The following is a 14,606-nucleotide window of genomic DNA, read 5'->3' as shown; positions in this document are numbered from 1 at the left end:
CGCGGTCGTCGCTTGTCGCTTGTCGCTTGTCGCTTGTCGCTTGTCGCTTGTCGCTTGTCGCTTGTCGCTTGTCGCTTGTCGCTTGTCGCTTGTCGCTTGTCGCGCTGCATCGCACGGATCGCACAGACTCGACCACTTGCGCCATCTCATCGATTGCTTGCGAAATGCGCATCATCGATGCGATCAGCACACGAGTTCCGGTACGCTATCGCTCGACCGGAGCACACGCGTTACGCGGCATCGATGCGACGTGAACGCGATGCGCCGCGTTCGAACGACGTGCGCATTCGATTTGCGCGTTCCATGTCGCCGCATTTCGTCCGTTCACCATTCGACGCAGCGCGTGCCGCGCGGCGTTGCTTTCTCATCTCGTCGGCCTCGAAAAACCTGCGCGAAAAACCCGACGGCACGCCGATCCGAATCGCGCCGAACACCACGATCAACGCGTGACGCTCTCATGCTCGATCGACGCATCCGCTCGGTCGAACGCACCGCGACCGCGCGTCGCCGCGCACCACCACGCACCGCCACGACAAGCCGCTCGCGTCCGTCAGAGCAAAACCCTGCCGGCGTCACGGACTCCGATTGTTCCATCCTCGCGATAATTCAATTCGCGACATCGCCATTTATCGCCGTTGCGCACGCACCTAAAGTACAACCTGTCGCGCACCGTTTCCGGCGTGCGCATCGAATCGACAGGAGTCACATCATGAAACGCAGCAGTCTTCTCGCCCTCGCAGCCGTCGCGCTCACCATTGCCGCGCCGGCGTTCGCGGACGGCGGGATCGGTCCTGCTGGCGGCTACGGCGACGCGTCGTGGCACGGCAACAGCACCCGCACGCGCGCCGATGTCCGCGCGGAACTCGAACAGGCGCAGCGCGACGGTACGCTCGCGGCATTGCGCAAGTCGATGTCGTACGCGCCGCCCGGCGCCGAGCTCGTCGCGCAACGTCCGTATCGCCCGGACCCGGACGCGAACCAGCTCGCGGGCGCGGGCCGGTAAACGCAGCGCGCCGCGCATCGAAGCCGATGCGCGGCGCGCTATCCATCATGCAGTCACGTCTTTCGTCAGCATGAGACTACGATCATGAACAGTCCGATTCCGTCGCAGCTCGATCACTGGGACGACAGCACGCCTGTCTGGAAACCGTTTCGCTCGACCGCACCCGCACGCTGACGAACATCGCGCGTCGCGCGCATCAACGGCGCGGCACGCCGTCCTTCCATTCTCCCCAGTGCGTGACGATGTCCTGCACAAGCGGATTGCCCGCGCGATACAGGTTCTCGGTCGCGAGCGGGAAGCCGCCCTGATCCGCGTAGTTGAGCAGATTGTCGACGCTCGTCTGCCCTTGATACGGACGATCGAAATCCGAGCCGGTGCGCAGCACCGCGACGCGATTCAGGTCGACGCGATTCGCGCTCGACGCGCGCTTGAGCGCCTCGAACGTCGCGTTATCCTCCTGCGCGGTCATGCAGTACGTGCCCTTGTTGTCGGTGAGGATCTTCGTCCACTGGCGCGCGCGCTCGCCGAGCCGCGTGCCGGAGAACCACGTGTTGCCCGACGACGTATCGCAGCGAGTCACGACAGGCGGCTGGTTCGCTGGCGCGTAGTTGAACTTCGCGCGCGCCGCCTGCGCCTGCGCGCTGTCCGCGAGCGGCACGTTGCGCGACAGCGCATAGGCGGTGTCCGCGAGCTTGCCGTTGAGCTGAAACACTTCGGTGCGATAGTCGAGCGGCGGCTTGTCGTTCGGGCTCTTCGTGTTGATGCCGAGATAGCCGCCGCTCCAGCCGGGCGGAATTTCGCGCGCGTCGAGCTCCCACTGAATGCCGAAATCGACGAGGTACTTCGACCACGCGGCGGTGCCGAGCGTGCCGCTCGCCGGATCGACGCCCGCGATGCCCGAGATCAGGAAATACGTCTGCCGCAGATCGAAGCGGCGCGAGAACGTGAGCGCCATCATCGTCGATGCGGCGTTCGCGTAGCCCATGCCGGTCGTGATGACGCACACGTCCTGCTTATTGCAATGCACGTCCGGATAGTCGGGCGACAGGCCGGGCACCGCGATGTTCTTCCACGGACCGAGACGATCGAGCCACGCCTGACCTTCGGGGCCGAACATCGTGATGATCATCACCTTGACCGGGCGGCCCTGGGCGCCGGCTTCGGCGAATGCGTCGCCGTTGTTCTGCGCAACGGACGGCGCCATCGCGCAAGCAGCGAGCGAAAACACGGCTGCGGAAAGTACCGAGCGAGTCAGCATTAGCGTTCCTTATTAAAAGTGAGTTCGATGAGAACGGCGTTCGGAGACTGCGCGTGAAGTATAAAGGACGCCAATATTCAGACGTGAGCGAAACTTGGGACGCCGTGTGCGTGCACGACGACGGCGGCCGCTGCCTGCATCGCCGCGAGCCGGCGGAGAGATTCGACGAAACGCCCGAGTGCGCTGCCGTCGAGCGCGAACAGGAGCTATTCGGCGAGATGGCCGATGAGCACCGCGATTGCGCGCGACAGTCAATGCGCACGAGCGAGCGTGACCGATGACGATGACGATGACGATGACGCATCGCCACGGAACAGCAGGATCGTCAGCAGGCTCGCGCGCGTGGCGAAGAACATCGACATGACCGCGCGCTCGCGCAATTCGGGCCATGCGCGGCCGCGTGCATGGCGCACGTTCGCGCGTGAGTGAGATACGAAGGCCACGACGCCAATCACCCGGCGTCGCAAACGCAAGCGCGCGTCAGCTCACGTCGACGCGCGCCGGCCCGTCGACCATCTCGCCGATCACCGCGGCGCGATCGAAGCCGTCATCGCGGAAGCACGCGAGCACGTCGTCGACCGCCTCGGGCGCGCACGCGACGAGCAGCCCGCCCGACGTCTGCGGATCGGTAAGCAGCGCCTGCGCGACGGCGGACAGGCCGTCGCGCAGGCGCACGTCGTGGCCGTACGCTGCCCAATTGCGGCCGGACGCGCCCGTGAACACGCCGTCGGCCGCAAGCGCCTCGACGCCCGCGAGCCAAGGCAGCGCGCCGTAGCGCACGCGCGCGGTCAGCCCCGCGCCGCGCGCGAGCTCGAGCGTATGGCCGAGCAGGCCGAAGCCCGTCACGTCGGTCAGCGCATGAACGCCCGACAGCGCGGCGAGCGCCGTGCCTGGCCGGTTGAGCTTCGTCGTCGTCGCGATCATCTGCGCGTAGCCGTCGGCATCGAGCCGGCCCTTCTTCAGCGCGGCGGACAGCACGCCGACGCCGAGCGGCTTGCCGAGCACGAGCACGTCGCCCGCACGCGCGGCCGCATTGCGCTTCACGCGCGCCGGATGAACGATGCCGAGCGCCGCGAGCCCGTAGATCGGCTCGACCGAATCGATCGAATGGCCGCCCGCGACCGGAATGCCCGCGTCCGCGCACACCGCCTCGCCGCCGCGCAGCACCGCGGCGATCGTCTCGTGCGGCAGCACGTTGATCGGCATGCCGACGAGCGCGAGCGCGAGAACCGGCTTGCCGCCCATCGCGTAGACGTCGGACAGCGCGTTCGTCGCGGCGATCCGGCCGAAGTCGAACGGATCGTCGACGATCGGCATGAAGAAATCGGTGGTCGCGACGATCGCCTGCTCGTCGTTCAGACGATAGACGGCCGCGTCGTCGGATGTCTCGGTGCCGACGAGCAGATCGGGAAAGAGCGCGGGCGGCGCATTGCGCTTGAGCAGTTCCGACAGCACGCCGGGCGCGATCTTGCAGCCGCAGCCGCCGCCGTGCGACAGGCTCGTGAGGCGCGGCGCCGCCGCGTCGGTTTGCTTGGTCTCGGTCATCGCGGAATCCAGTAAAAGACAGAACGCTCTATTATCGACAATCCGGCGCGCTATTGCGCACAAGCCCGCCGTGCGCCGTACTGTGCCCCTGCCACACGCGGCCCCCGCGTGCCCGCGAGCCGGCGCGAAACCGGAAACGCGGCGATAATCGTGCGCTTCGCCATCCCGGCCGGCCGCTGTCGGCCGCACGCGCCCGCGTCGATGGATCAACTGTTCGTTCTGCTCGTGTTGTTCTCCGCGCTGCTGCACGCGGCGTGGAACGCATTCCGGCACGTCAGCGAAGACCGCGTCGCGCAGCTCGACATGATGTCGGCGCCGTATCTGGTGTTCGGCGCGGCGCTCGCGCTCGCGTTGCCGCCCGCGCCCGCGTGGCCGTACATCGCGGCGTCGGCGCTCCTCGAGCTCGGCTATTGCTTCGCGCTGCCGCTCTTCGGCGTGCTGCTCGCGCTGTCGTGCGGCGTGCTCGCGTTCGCCGTGTGGATCGGCTACTGACGGCGGGCGTCGGCTCGACGCGCGCGCGACGACCATCGAGCACGCGTTGCCGATCCGGCCGCGAAACGGCCCCTCGACGCGCCGGGCCGAGCGCGCTGCCGCGAGGCGTTTCGGACGTCACTGGCCTTGGTGCTTTCGGCCGTAGTCGTCGAGGCTCAGCACAACCTCGAGTTCGTCGCCGTAGGCGCCGCCCGTCAGGCTGAAGCCGAGGCGTCGGTAAAAACCTTCCGGGCTGCCGTCGCCGAGACCGTAACTCGTATGGAGTTCGTTGAAGCCCTTGAGCCGAAGGTTCCGGACCAGCAAATCGATCGCCTTCCTGCCGATTCCCGTTCGCTGATACGGTCCGGCGATCATGAAGCGCCAGAGAAACACGCCCGGACAATCGATGCCGTCGTCGTGATCGGCCCCGATGTGCAACATGATGAAGCCGACGAGCGTTTCATCGGCATAGATCGCACGAAACCAGGCATTTTCGGAAAAGTGCGCTTCGGCGATCGACGTGCCGTTGTCCGCGACCATCTCGCGCTGCGCTTCCGATAGCGTCTCGCTGAGCTCGCAGACGTCGGTCACGGTGAACGCCGAAACGCGCCGGAATGAAATTCTGGCGTCCTGCAAAGCAATGAGTGGCTCGCTCACGATATCCCCGTTGTATGAAGCAAAGGCCGATTATCGGTGCAAGCGCCGATTTCGCGCCGTCTTCCGACGATTCGCGCGCGCACTCGAAGCCGGCGGGCTCATCGCCCCGTGAATGCCGGACGCGCATGCGTCGACGGCCACACGAGCCGCGCATCGCGTCCGCCGCGTTTATCCAGCCGCGACGCTCAGGCTCGCCGACGCAGTTTCGTCGATTGCATGCGACAGCGTATCGAACGCACGCGCGATCTCGTCCTCCGGCACGCACGCGTATCCCAGCAGCAGCCCCGGCGACGCGCGCTGCGCATCCGCGTAATAGCCTGACAGCGCGCGCACCACGATGTCGCGCTCGAGCGCCGCGCGCGTGACCGCCTGATCGTCGGCGCCGTCCGGCAGCCGCATCACGAGATGCAGCCCGGCGTCGCCGCCGACCGCGGGCAGCGCGTCGCCATAGCGGCGCGCGAGCGCGTCGAGCAGCGTCTGCCGACGCTGCCCGTACAGCGTGCGCATCTTGCGGATGTGCGACACGAAGTGCCCTTCGGCGATGAACTCGGCGAGCACCGCCTGCTGCAGCAATTGCCCTTCGCGGTACAGCTCGGCGCTCGCGGTCGCGAAGCGCTCGGCGAGCGGCTCCGGCACGACTAGATAGCCGACCCGCAAGCCCGGAAACAGCGTCTTGCTGAAGCTGCCGACGTAGATCACCTGCTCCGCCGTGTCGAGTCCCTGCAGCGACGCGAGCGGCCGGCTGCCGTAGCGAAATTCGCTGTCGTAGTCGTCTTCGATGATCCACGCGCCGTGCTGGCGCGCGTATTCGAGCAACATCCGACGCCGCGCGAGGCTCATCACCATCCCGAGCGGGTACTGGTGCGACGGCGTGACGAGCATCAGCTTCGGCGGCGCCGCGAAATCGGCAGCGGTCGGCGCGATCCCCTCTTCGTCGACGGAAATCGGCCGCGTCGTCAGGCCCGACACGTGCATCACGCTGCGCACGCCCCAGTAGCACGGATCTTCGGTCCAGATCACGTCGCCCGGATCGGTCAGCAAGCGCACCGCCAGATCGATCGACTGGTGGATTCCCGTCGTCACGATGATCTGCCCGGGCGCGCAGCGCACCGAGCGCGACGTGCGCAGATAGTCGGCGAGCGCCTCGCGCAGCGACGCGAGCCCGCCGCCCGGCGCGTAGGTCAGCAATTCGGGGCGCAAGCGCCGCCAGTACTTGTTGTGCAACCGCGTCCATACGCGCGCCGGGAAGCGCGACACGTCCGGCACGCCCGGCATGAACGCGCCGCCCTGCCGCTTCGACACGCCCGCGCCGCCGACGAGGCGCGCGCCGCGCGCGGACAGCGAGCGGGGCGCGGGATTGAGCTCGGAGCCGAGGTCGGATGCCGCATCGGTTCCCCCGGACTTGGCAGCCGGGGCCGCCGACGCCGGCGCTCCCGGCTGCGGCTCGGCCGGCGCGCCGACGATCTCGTCGGGCGCGCTGTCCGCGACGAACGTGCCGCGCCCGGTCGCCGACGTCACATAGCCTTCGAGCGCGAGCTGCTCATAGACCTGCGTGACGGTGTTGCGCGCGATTCCAAGCTCCGCCGCGAGGAGCCGCGACGACGGCACGCGCGCGCCCGCCGGCAGTTCGCGGGTCAGGATCGCCTGCTGCAGCAACCGGTGCAGTTGCCGATAGATCGGCTGCGCGCCGCCGCCGCGCACGATCCGCTGCGCCAGCCAGTCCGACAGCACGCTCGCCCGCATGATTGGCTCCTATATATTTATCAAAATGGCTCTGATTTTCAGAGCCAAGTTTGATTATAGTCGTTTCAACGCGCACGCCGGGACGACGTGCCCGCCGACGGCCGTCGCCGCCGGCGCATTCGAACCACGAGGAGAGACGATTGTGAACAATGCCGATCTGCACGCCCGCAAGAACGCGGCGACGCCGCGTGGCGTCGGCGTGATGTGCGACTTCTACGCCGCACGCGCCGAGAACGCGGAGCTGTGGGACGTCGAGGGCCGCCGCTTCATCGACTTCGCGGCCGGCATCGCGGTCCTGAACACGGGCCATCGCCATCCGAAGATCGTGAAGGCGATCGCCGACCAGCTCGAGCACTTCACGCACACCGCGTACCAGATCGTGCCGTACGCGTCGTACGTCGAGCTCGCCGAGAAGATCAACGCGCGCGCGCCGATCGCGCAACCGAAGAAGACCGCGTTCTTCACGACGGGCGCGGAAGCGGTCGAGAACGCCGTGAAGATCGCACGCGCGTACACCGGCCGGCCGGGCGTGATCGCGTTCGCGGGCGGCTTCCACGGCCGCACGATGATGGGCATGGCGCTGACGGGCAAGGTCGCGCCGTACAAGCTCGGCTTCGGCCCGTTCCCGGGCGACGTGTTCCACGCGCCGTACCCGAACGCGCTGCGCGGCGTGACGACCGCCGATTCGATCGACGCCGTCGAGACGCTGTTCAAGGCCGACATCGATCCGAAGCGCGTCGCCGCGATCATCTTCGAGCCGGTGCAGGGCGAAGGCGGCTTCAACCCGGCGCCCGCCGACTTCGTGCGCGCGCTGCGCAAGCTGTGCGACGCGCACGGCATCCTCCTGATCGCCGATGAAGTACAGACGGGCTTCGCGCGCACGGGCAAGCTGTTCGCGATGGAGCACTACGACGTGTCCGCCGATCTGATGACGATCGCGAAGAGCCTCGCGGGCGGGATGCCGCTGTCAGGCGTCGTCGGCCGCGCGGACGTGATGGACGCCGCCGCGCCGGGCGGCCTCGGCGGCACGTACGCGGGCAATCCGCTCGCCGTCGCCGCCGCGCATGCGGTGCTCGACGTGATCGACGAAGAAAAGCTCGCCGACCGCGCGGCCGTGCTCGGTGACAAGCTGAAGGCGAAGCTCGCTGCCTTGCGCGCCGACGTGCCGCAGATCGTCGACGTGCGTGGCCCGGGCGCGATGGTCGCCGCCGAGTTCGTCGATCCAGACACGCGCGCATCCGACGCCGCGTTCACGAAGCGCGTGCAGGCGGCGGCGCTCGAGCGCGGTCTGCTGCTGCTCATCTGCGGCGTCGACGCGAACGTGATACGTTTCCTGTTTCCTCTCACCATACCGGATGCCGTGTTCGACGAAGCGCTCGGCATTCTCGAGAGCGTGCTGAAGGAGGCGGTGGGCGTGCCCGCCTGAGCGCCTGAGTCTTCGCCGCCGCGCGCGCGTCACGGCATCGCCGCGCCGCGCCCGGCGGCGCCAATCGTTTCCGCATACGGTCGACACACGATGAGTACAGATCACGAAACCCTTGCACTGAAAGATCCCGCGCTGCTGCGCAAGCGCGCGTTTGTCGCGGGCGAATGGCAGGCCGCCGACGACGGCGCGACTTTCGAAGTCCGCAACCCGGCGACGGGCGCGCCGATCGGCACCGTGCCCGCGATGGGCGCGGCCGAGACGCGCCGCGCGATCGACGCGGCGAACGCCGCATGGCCCGCGTGGCGCAAGAAGACCGCGAAGGAACGCGCGGCGATCCTGCGCAAGTGGCACGACCTGATGGTCGCGCACGCGGACGACCTCGCGCTCATCCTGACGACCGAGCAAGGCAAGCCCCTCACGGAAGCGAAGGGCGAGATCGGCTATGCGGCGTCGTTCCTCGAATGGTTCGCGGAAGAAGGCAAGCGCGCGTACGGCGACACGATCCCGACGCCCGCCGCCGACAAGCGGATCGTCGTGACGAAGGAGCCGGTCGGCGTGTGCGCGGCGATCACGCCGTGGAACTTCCCGGCGGCGATGATCACGCGCAAGGTCGGCCCGGCGCTTGCGGCAGGCTGCCCGATCGTCGTAAAGCCGGCCGAGGCGACGCCGTTCTCCGCGCTCGCGATGGCGGTGCTCGCCGAGCGCGCGGGCGTGCCGGCCGGCGTGTTCAGCGTCGTCACCGGCGACCCGAAGGCGATCGGCGGCGAGCTGACATCGAACCCGATCGTGCGCAAGCTGTCGTTCACCGGCTCGACGCCCGTCGGGCGCCTGCTGATGGCGCAATGCGCGCCGACCGTGAAGAAGGTGTCGCTCGAGCTCGGCGGCAATGCGCCGTTCATCGTGTTCGACGATGCGGATCTCGATGCGGCGGTCGACGGCGCGATCGCGTCGAAGTACCGCAACAGCGGGCAGACGTGCGTATGCACGAACCGCTTCTACGTGCACGAGAAGGTCTACGACGCGTTCGCCGAGAAGCTGTCCGCCGCCGTCGCGAAGCTGAAGGTCGGGCTCGGCACGGAAGCAGGCGTCGTCCAGGGGCCGCTCATCAACGAAGCGGCCGTGAAGAAGATCGAATCGCACATCGCGGACGCGCTCGGCAAGGGCGCGCGCGTGACGACGGGCGGCAAGCGCCACGCGCTCGGCCACGGCTTCTTCGAGCCGACCGTGCTGACGGGCGTGACGGCCGACATGAAGGTCGCGAAGGACGAGACGTTCGGCCCGCTCGCGCCGCTCTTCAGGTTCTCGACCGACGACGAGGCGATCCGCCATGCGAACGACACCGAGTTCGGCCTCGCCGCGTACTTCTACAGCCGCGACATCGGCCGCGTGTGGCGCGTCGCGGAATCGCTCGAATACGGGATGGTCGGCATCAACACCGGGATCATCTCGAACGAGGTCGCGCCGTTCGGCGGCGTCAAGCAGTCGGGCCTCGGCCGCGAAGGATCGCACTACGGGATCGATGACTACGTCGTGATCAAGTACATGTGTCTCGCTGTGTGACGTGTGACGCGCGCGGTGTGAACGTGCGAAACGCCGTCGGGACTGCGCGTCCCGGCGGCGTTTTGTTTTTGCATGCGTGAAACCGTGAAAGCCCCATGACCGCGGGATTTCGACGATCCGCGACGAGCGCGCCCCGCAAATGAATGACGACGATCCGCGCGCCACGCGCGCGAAGCGCCGCCATGACGCACGCGACGTGGCGCGAAGCCTCGCGCATCGATGCGTGGCGAAAGACGCCCCGCTCTCAGCGAAACACCCCCACCGCCTCGACGAGCATCGTCGCCTGCTGCCGCAGGCTCTCCGACGCCGCCGCGCTCTCTTCGACGAGCGCGGCGTTCTGCTGCGTGATGTCGTCGAGGTGCACGACAGCGTGATCGACCTGCGAGACGCCCGCGCTCTGCTCGCTCGTCGACGCGCTGATTTCGGCGATCAGATCGGACACGCGCTTCACCTGCGACACGATCTCGTCCATCGACTTGCCCGCATAGTCGACGGTCTGCGCGCCGGATTCGACCCGCTCGACGCTCGCGCCGATCAGCGCCTTGATCTCCTTCGCCGCGTTCGCGCTGCGCTGCGCGAGCGCGCGCACCTCGCCCGCGACGACCGCGAAGCCGCGCCCCTGCTCGCCGGCGCGCGCGGCCTCGACGGCCGCGTTCAGCGCGAGGATGTTCGTCTGGAACGCGATCCCGTCGATCACGCCGATGATCTCAGCGATCCGCCGCGAGCTCTCGGTGATCTCGCCCATCGTGCTGACGACCTCGCGCACCGCCTGGCCGCCGCGCTCCGCCGCATGGCTCGCCGATTCCGACAGCCGGTTCGCCTGCGTCGCCGTCTCGGCGTTGCTCGACACGGTCGCCGTCATCTGCGCCATCGACGCGGCCGTCTGCTGGACGCTCGTCGCCGCCTGCTCGGTGCGCGCGCTCAGGTCGTTGTTGCCCTGCGCGATCTCGTTGATCGCGCGCTGCACGGTCAGCACCTGCTCACTCACGTCGTCGATCAGCCAGCGGAACATCAGCCCGAGCTGATTGATCGTGCGCAGCGTCATCCCGATCTCGTCGACGCGGTTCATGTTGACGCCCTGGCGGCTCGATCCGGTCGCGACGTCGAGCGCCTGCCGACGCAGCGTGCGCAGCGGCCGCGCGATCTGCGCGTCGAGCCACCAGGCGGCGAGCGCCGCGCCGCCGAACGTCGCGCCCGCGAGCTGCGCGAGCGGCGCGCCCGTGACGCCGGCCGCCCACGCAGCGCCGACGATCGCCGGCGTCAGCACGGCGATCGGCAGATGGACGCGCGCGCGCACCGACATCGTCTGCAGCAGCGACACGGCGCGCAGCAGTCCGCTGCGCACGATCACGCCCTTGTGGAACCGCCGCCCGCCCGCGCGGCCTTCGCGGAAGTCGCGATAGAGCGCTTCGGCGGCGGCGATCTCGCCGCGCGCGGCCTTCGTGCGCACCGACATGTAGCCTTGGGTCCGCCCGCCGCGGATCACGGGCACTGCGTTCGCGCGCACCCAGTAATGGTCGCCGTTCTTGCGACGATTCTTGACGAGCGCAGTCCACGGCTCGCCGCGCTTCAACGTCGCCCACATGTCGGCGAACGCCTCGCGCGGCATGTCGGGATGGCGGACGACGTTGTGCGCGTCGCCGACGATCTCGTCGCTCGAAAAGCCGCTGACGTGCACGAACGTCGCGTTCGCATACGTGATGCGGCCGTGCGGATCGGTCGTCGACATCAAGGTCGCATCGTCGGGAAAATCGAATTCGCGTTGGGTGACGGGTTGGTTGTTACGCATGAGCGCTCCGAATGCTGGATCTATGTCCTTTAATTGATTTCATCGGCCGAGCCAAATCGATCGAATGGCGTTCGATCGGCTCGCACCTCGTTGTCGGCAGCCGTTCAGCAAAACCGGCACGCAGGGGTAAGCACGAGATGATGAATTTCGCGTTGACACACATCAAACCGGAGCCTCTCGGACGGGCTGCCTTCGTTGCTTTTCGTCGACGTTGCCGGTCCCGCAACATTTGAATGTTCACTCAAACCATGCCGATTCTAATGATCGACATCAAATAATCCGATATGAATTATTTCATGAGTTTTGTCGATCGAATATTCATGAATTAGAAATAAGATCGATCGACATTCTGAGCTTGATTCGAATGCCGGGATAAGCGTATGGCATGCGCCAATGCAGGTTCGCCGAAATCTATCCGGCGATGTGGAATTGCCTTTTCAATCAAGGCGTCATGCGAATATTGAAGAATTCGCCGGGAAATGCGGAAGATATCTTGGGCGGGATGCGCGCGGCGCGACTCGACCCGACTGCATGACGGCCGCCGTCATGCATCCGATGCGGCGGCGCTCGCGATGCGCGCCGCTGCGCGTGCAAAGAAAAACGGCCCGGGCGCTTGCGGGCGCGGGCCATATGGATTGCCGCGCGATGCTCGGCGTACGACGCGGATCAGACGCGTTCGATCGCGATCGCGATGCCCTGACCGACGCCGATGCACATCGTGCACAGCGCATAGCGGCCGTTCGTGCGATGCAGCTGATACATCGCGGTCGTCACGAGCCGCGCGCCCGATGCGCCGAGCGGGTGTCCGAGCGCGATCGCGCCGCCGTTCGGGTTCACGCGCGGATCGTCGTGCGCGACGCCCAAGAGGCGCAGCACCGCGAGCCCCTGCGACGCGAACGCCTCGTTCAGCTCGATCACGTCGAACTGGTCGATCGTCATCCCGAGCCGCGCGAGCAGCTTCTGCGTCGCCGGCGCCGGGCCGATCCCCATCACCCGCGGCTCGACGCCCGCCGTCGCGATCCCGAGCACGCGCGCCCGCGGCGCCAGCCCGTGACGCCGCGCATCCGCCTCGCTCGCGAGCAGCAGCGCGCACGCGCCGTCGTTCACCCCCGACGCGTTGCCCGCCGTCACCGTGCCGTCCGGCCGCACGACGCCCTTCAGCTTCGCGAGCGCGTCGAGCGACGTCTCGCGCGGATGCTCGTCGCGCGCCACGACGACCGGCTCGCCTTTCCTCTGCGCAATCGTCACCGGCACGATCTCCTGCGCCAGCGTGCCGTCCTGCTGCGCGCGCGCCGCCTTCTGCTGGCTGCGCAACGCGAACGCGTCCTGGTCGGCGCGACTGACGCGGTAGTCGGTCGCGACGTTCTCGGCCGTCTCCGGCATCGAATCGACGCCGTATTGCTGTTTCATCAGCGGATTGACGAAGCGCCAGCCGATCGTCGTGTCGAAGATCTCGGCCTGACGCGAAAACGCGCTCGTCGCCTTGCCCGTCACGAACGGCGCGCGGCTCATGCTCTCGACGCCGCCCGCGATCATGAGGCCCGCTTCGCCCGCCTTGATCGCGCGCGCGGCGACGCCGATCGCGTCCATCCCGGAGCCGCAGAGGCGGTTGATCGTCGCGCCGGGCAGGCCAAGCGGCAGGCCGGCGAGCAGCAGCGACATCCGCGCGACGTTGCGGTTGTCTTCGCCGGCCTGGTTCGCGCAGCCGTAGATCACGTCGTCGACGGCGGCCCAGTCGACGTCGCGGTTGCGCTCGACGAGCGCCTTGAGCGGCACCGCGCCGAGGTCGTCGGCCCGCACCGGGGCCAGGACGCCGCCATAGCGGCCGATGGGCGTGCGGATTGCGTCGCACAGAAAAGCTTCGGTCATCGTCGTCTCCGGTCAATCTGATCACGCGAGCCGACGCGACGGAAACCACCGTCGCCGCTCGCCTCGAAATTTGTTCGATAATAGAACTTAAGATCGTTAATCGAACGTTTCCGTGCGATCATAGGGAGCGCACCGGCTCCCGTCAAGCACGCGGCCCACGCGGGACACGGGTTGGCGCAACCCGACCCCATGCGCTAATCTTCTCCGCTGCACATTATTCCAAGCGGCCATGAGCACAGAATTTCAGGCAAAACCAGGCGACTCCTACGTCCAGTCTTTCGCGCGGGGACTCGCAGTCATTCGCGCGTTCGACGCGGAACATCCCGAGCAGACGCTCACCGAGGTCGCGGCGGCGACCGGCCTGACCCGCGCGGGCGCGCGGCGCATCCTGCTGACGCTGCAGACGCTCGGCTACGTCGAAGCCGACGGCCGCCTGTTTCGCCTCACCCCGAAGATCCTCGATCTCGGGTTCGCGTATCTGACATCGATGCCGTTCTGGAATCTCGCGGAACCGGTGATGGAGCAGCTATCCGCGCGCATCCACGAAAGCTGCTCGGCGGCCGTGCTCGACCGCACCGAGATCGTCTACGTGCTGCGCGTGCCGACGCACAAGATCATGACGATCAATTTGTCGATCGGCAGCCGGCTGCCGGCGTACTGCACGTCGATGGGCCGCGTGCTGCTGGCGTCGCTCGACGACGCCGCGCTCGACGACACGCTCGCGCAGAGCACGCTGCGCGCGTACACGCCCCGCACGCTCATCGACCCTGCCGCATTGAAGGATGCAATCGCGCAGGTGCGCAGCCAGGGCTGGGCGATCGTCGATCAGGAACTGGAAGCCGGGTTGATTTCGCTGTCGGCGCCGATCCGCAACCGGCGCGGGCACGTGATCGCCGCGATGAACATCAGCGGCAATGCGCAGCGGCACTCCGCGAAACAGATGGTGAAGACGTTCCTCGACCCGCTGCTGGAAGCCGCGCAGACCGTGTCGCAACTCGTCGCGCGACGCGGATGACATGGCGCGCTTGGGGACCGCCCCTGCCCCCAAGCGCGCACTCTCCGACGTCATCTTCGGCCAGAACGGTGCGGCGGCGCCTGCACGGCCCTATCTTTGTTTTGCTTTATCAAGCAGCGCCGCTCGCCGATCGAATCCTGTCCGAATGGTCAGGTTATAGCGCATTGGCGCCGTGAATTCAATGGATTAAAAAAAACGTGTCGTTTATGCGCGGCGGAACGGCCGCCAGCGATCCGCGATGCGTCGGCCGGCGGCCGCGGCGTCTACAAT

The 14,606-nt window shown here is 67.4% G+C and carries 12 protein-coding genes and 1 pseudogene; 5 read left to right on the top strand and 8 right to left on the bottom strand.

Annotated features, from left to right (window positions below):
* Window positions 1-230 precede the first annotated feature (230 nt).
* Window positions 231-443, bottom strand: a complete 213-nt coding sequence (locus WS70_RS20425; protein ID WP_059472498.1) for a hypothetical protein — start codon at window positions 441-443, stop codon at window positions 231-233.
* 266 nt (window positions 444-709) lie between these two features.
* Between WS70_RS20425 and WS70_RS20415 the strand changes: the two genes are divergently transcribed.
* On the top strand, window positions 710-1,003 hold the full coding sequence (locus WS70_RS20415) for a DUF4148 domain-containing protein (protein ID WP_059596463.1): 294 nt from the start codon (window positions 710-712) through the stop codon (window positions 1,001-1,003).
* Between the two features lie 196 nt (window positions 1,004-1,199).
* On the opposite strand, the gene WS70_RS20410 is transcribed toward WS70_RS20415, so the two are convergent.
* The 3 genes from WS70_RS20410 to selD all read right to left on the bottom strand — a co-directional run bounded on the left by WS70_RS20410 (window position 1,200) and on the right by selD (window position 3,806).
* The gene (locus WS70_RS20410) at window positions 1,200-2,261 is read right to left on the bottom strand and encodes a purine-nucleoside phosphorylase (RefSeq protein WP_059596462.1); all 1,062 of its coding nucleotides are present in this window, start codon (window positions 2,259-2,261) and stop codon (window positions 1,200-1,202) included.
* A gap of 251 nt (window positions 2,262-2,512) precedes the next feature.
* Complete coding sequence (locus WS70_RS31705) at window positions 2,513-2,674, bottom strand: hypothetical protein (RefSeq protein WP_203236016.1); 162 nt, start codon at window positions 2,672-2,674, stop codon at window positions 2,513-2,515.
* 67 nt (window positions 2,675-2,741) lie between these two features.
* Window positions 2,742-3,806: a selenide, water dikinase SelD gene (selD, locus tag WS70_RS20400; RefSeq protein ID WP_059472494.1), complete on the bottom strand. Its 1,065-nt coding sequence runs from the start codon at window positions 3,804-3,806 to the stop codon at window positions 2,742-2,744.
* Between the two features lie 162 nt (window positions 3,807-3,968).
* On the opposite strand from selD, the pseudogene WS70_RS33660 reads away from it, so the two are divergent.
* Window positions 3,969-4,229, top strand: a pseudogene (locus WS70_RS33660) (EamA family transporter); the annotation flags it as partial.
* 186 nt (window positions 4,230-4,415) lie between these two features.
* On the opposite strand, the gene WS70_RS20390 reads toward WS70_RS33660, so the two are convergent.
* Together WS70_RS20390 and pdxR are read right to left on the bottom strand one after the other, a co-directional pair.
* Window positions 4,416-4,817 carry a GNAT family N-acetyltransferase gene (locus WS70_RS20390; protein ID WP_082716346.1) on the bottom strand — a complete coding sequence of 134 codons (402 nt, stop codon included), beginning with the start codon at window positions 4,815-4,817 and terminating at the stop codon, window positions 4,416-4,418.
* 285 nt (window positions 4,818-5,102) lie between these two features.
* Window positions 5,103-6,677 carry a MocR-like pyridoxine biosynthesis transcription factor PdxR gene (gene pdxR, locus WS70_RS20385; RefSeq protein ID WP_059596460.1) on the bottom strand — a complete coding sequence of 525 codons (1,575 nt, stop codon included), beginning with the start codon at window positions 6,675-6,677 and terminating at the stop codon, window positions 5,103-5,105.
* Window positions 6,678-6,819: 142 nt separating this feature from the next.
* On the opposite strand from pdxR, the gene WS70_RS20380 reads away from it, so the two are divergent.
* Entirely contained in the window at window positions 6,820-8,103 is a 1,284-nt protein-coding gene (locus WS70_RS20380) for a 4-aminobutyrate--2-oxoglutarate transaminase (protein ID WP_059472490.1), read from the top strand.
* Between the two features lie 90 nt (window positions 8,104-8,193).
* The gene (gene gabD / locus WS70_RS20375) at window positions 8,194-9,663 is read left to right on the top strand and encodes an NADP-dependent succinate-semialdehyde dehydrogenase (protein WP_059596459.1); all 1,470 of its coding nucleotides are present in this window, start codon (window positions 8,194-8,196) and stop codon (window positions 9,661-9,663) included.
* A 244-nt stretch (window positions 9,664-9,907) separates the two neighbouring features.
* On the opposite strand, the gene WS70_RS20370 is transcribed toward gabD, so the two are convergent.
* Together WS70_RS20370 and pcaF are read right to left on the bottom strand one after the other, a co-directional pair.
* A complete protein-coding gene (locus tag WS70_RS20370; RefSeq protein WP_059596458.1) occupies window positions 9,908-11,452 on the bottom strand; it encodes a methyl-accepting chemotaxis protein in 1,545 nt (514 codons plus the stop codon).
* A gap of 666 nt (window positions 11,453-12,118) precedes the next feature.
* Window positions 12,119-13,321: a 3-oxoadipyl-CoA thiolase gene (gene pcaF, locus WS70_RS20365; protein WP_108034023.1), complete on the bottom strand. Its 1,203-nt coding sequence runs from the start codon at window positions 13,319-13,321 to the stop codon at window positions 12,119-12,121.
* Between the two features lie 229 nt (window positions 13,322-13,550).
* Here pcaF and WS70_RS20360 point away from each other — a divergent pair, with 229 nt between their 5' ends.
* Complete coding sequence (locus WS70_RS20360; protein ID WP_059469900.1) at window positions 13,551-14,336, top strand: IclR family transcriptional regulator; 786 nt, start codon at window positions 13,551-13,553, stop codon at window positions 14,334-14,336.
* Window positions 14,337-14,606: the final 270 nt, after the last annotated feature.

It is taken from the genome of Burkholderia mayonis, from assembly GCF_001523745.2.
Taxonomy (GTDB): domain Bacteria; phylum Pseudomonadota; class Gammaproteobacteria; order Burkholderiales; family Burkholderiaceae; genus Burkholderia; species Burkholderia mayonis.
Note: the sequence above shows the minus strand (reverse complement) of the source record. Positions and strands in the feature narration are given on the sequence as shown.

Coding starts and splice junctions, on each gene's coding strand:
- WS70_RS20415 (WP_059596463.1), top strand. CDS start 710: ATGAAACGCAGCAGTCTTCTCGCCCTCGCAGCCGTCGCGCTCACCATT.
- WS70_RS20410 (WP_059596462.1), bottom strand. CDS start 2,261: ATGCTGACTCGCTCGGTACTTTCCGCAGCCGTGTTTTCGCTCGCTGCT.
- selD (WP_059472494.1), bottom strand. CDS start 3,806: ATGACCGAGACCAAGCAAACCGACGCGGCGGCGCCGCGCCTCACGAGC.
- WS70_RS20390 (WP_082716346.1), bottom strand. CDS start 4,817: ATGGTCGCGGACAACGGCACGTCGATCGCCGAAGCGCACTTTTCCGAA.
- pdxR (WP_059596460.1), bottom strand. CDS start 6,677: ATGCGGGCGAGCGTGCTGTCGGACTGGCTGGCGCAGCGGATCGTGCGC.
- gabD (WP_059596459.1), top strand. CDS start 8,194: ATGAGTACAGATCACGAAACCCTTGCACTGAAAGATCCCGCGCTGCTG.
- WS70_RS20370 (WP_059596458.1), bottom strand. CDS start 11,452: ATGCGTAACAACCAACCCGTCACCCAACGCGAATTCGATTTTCCCGAC.
- pcaF (WP_108034023.1), bottom strand. CDS start 13,321: ATGACCGAAGCTTTTCTGTGCGACGCAATCCGCACGCCCATCGGCCGC.
- WS70_RS20360 (WP_059469900.1), top strand. CDS start 13,551: ATGAGCACAGAATTTCAGGCAAAACCAGGCGACTCCTACGTCCAGTCT.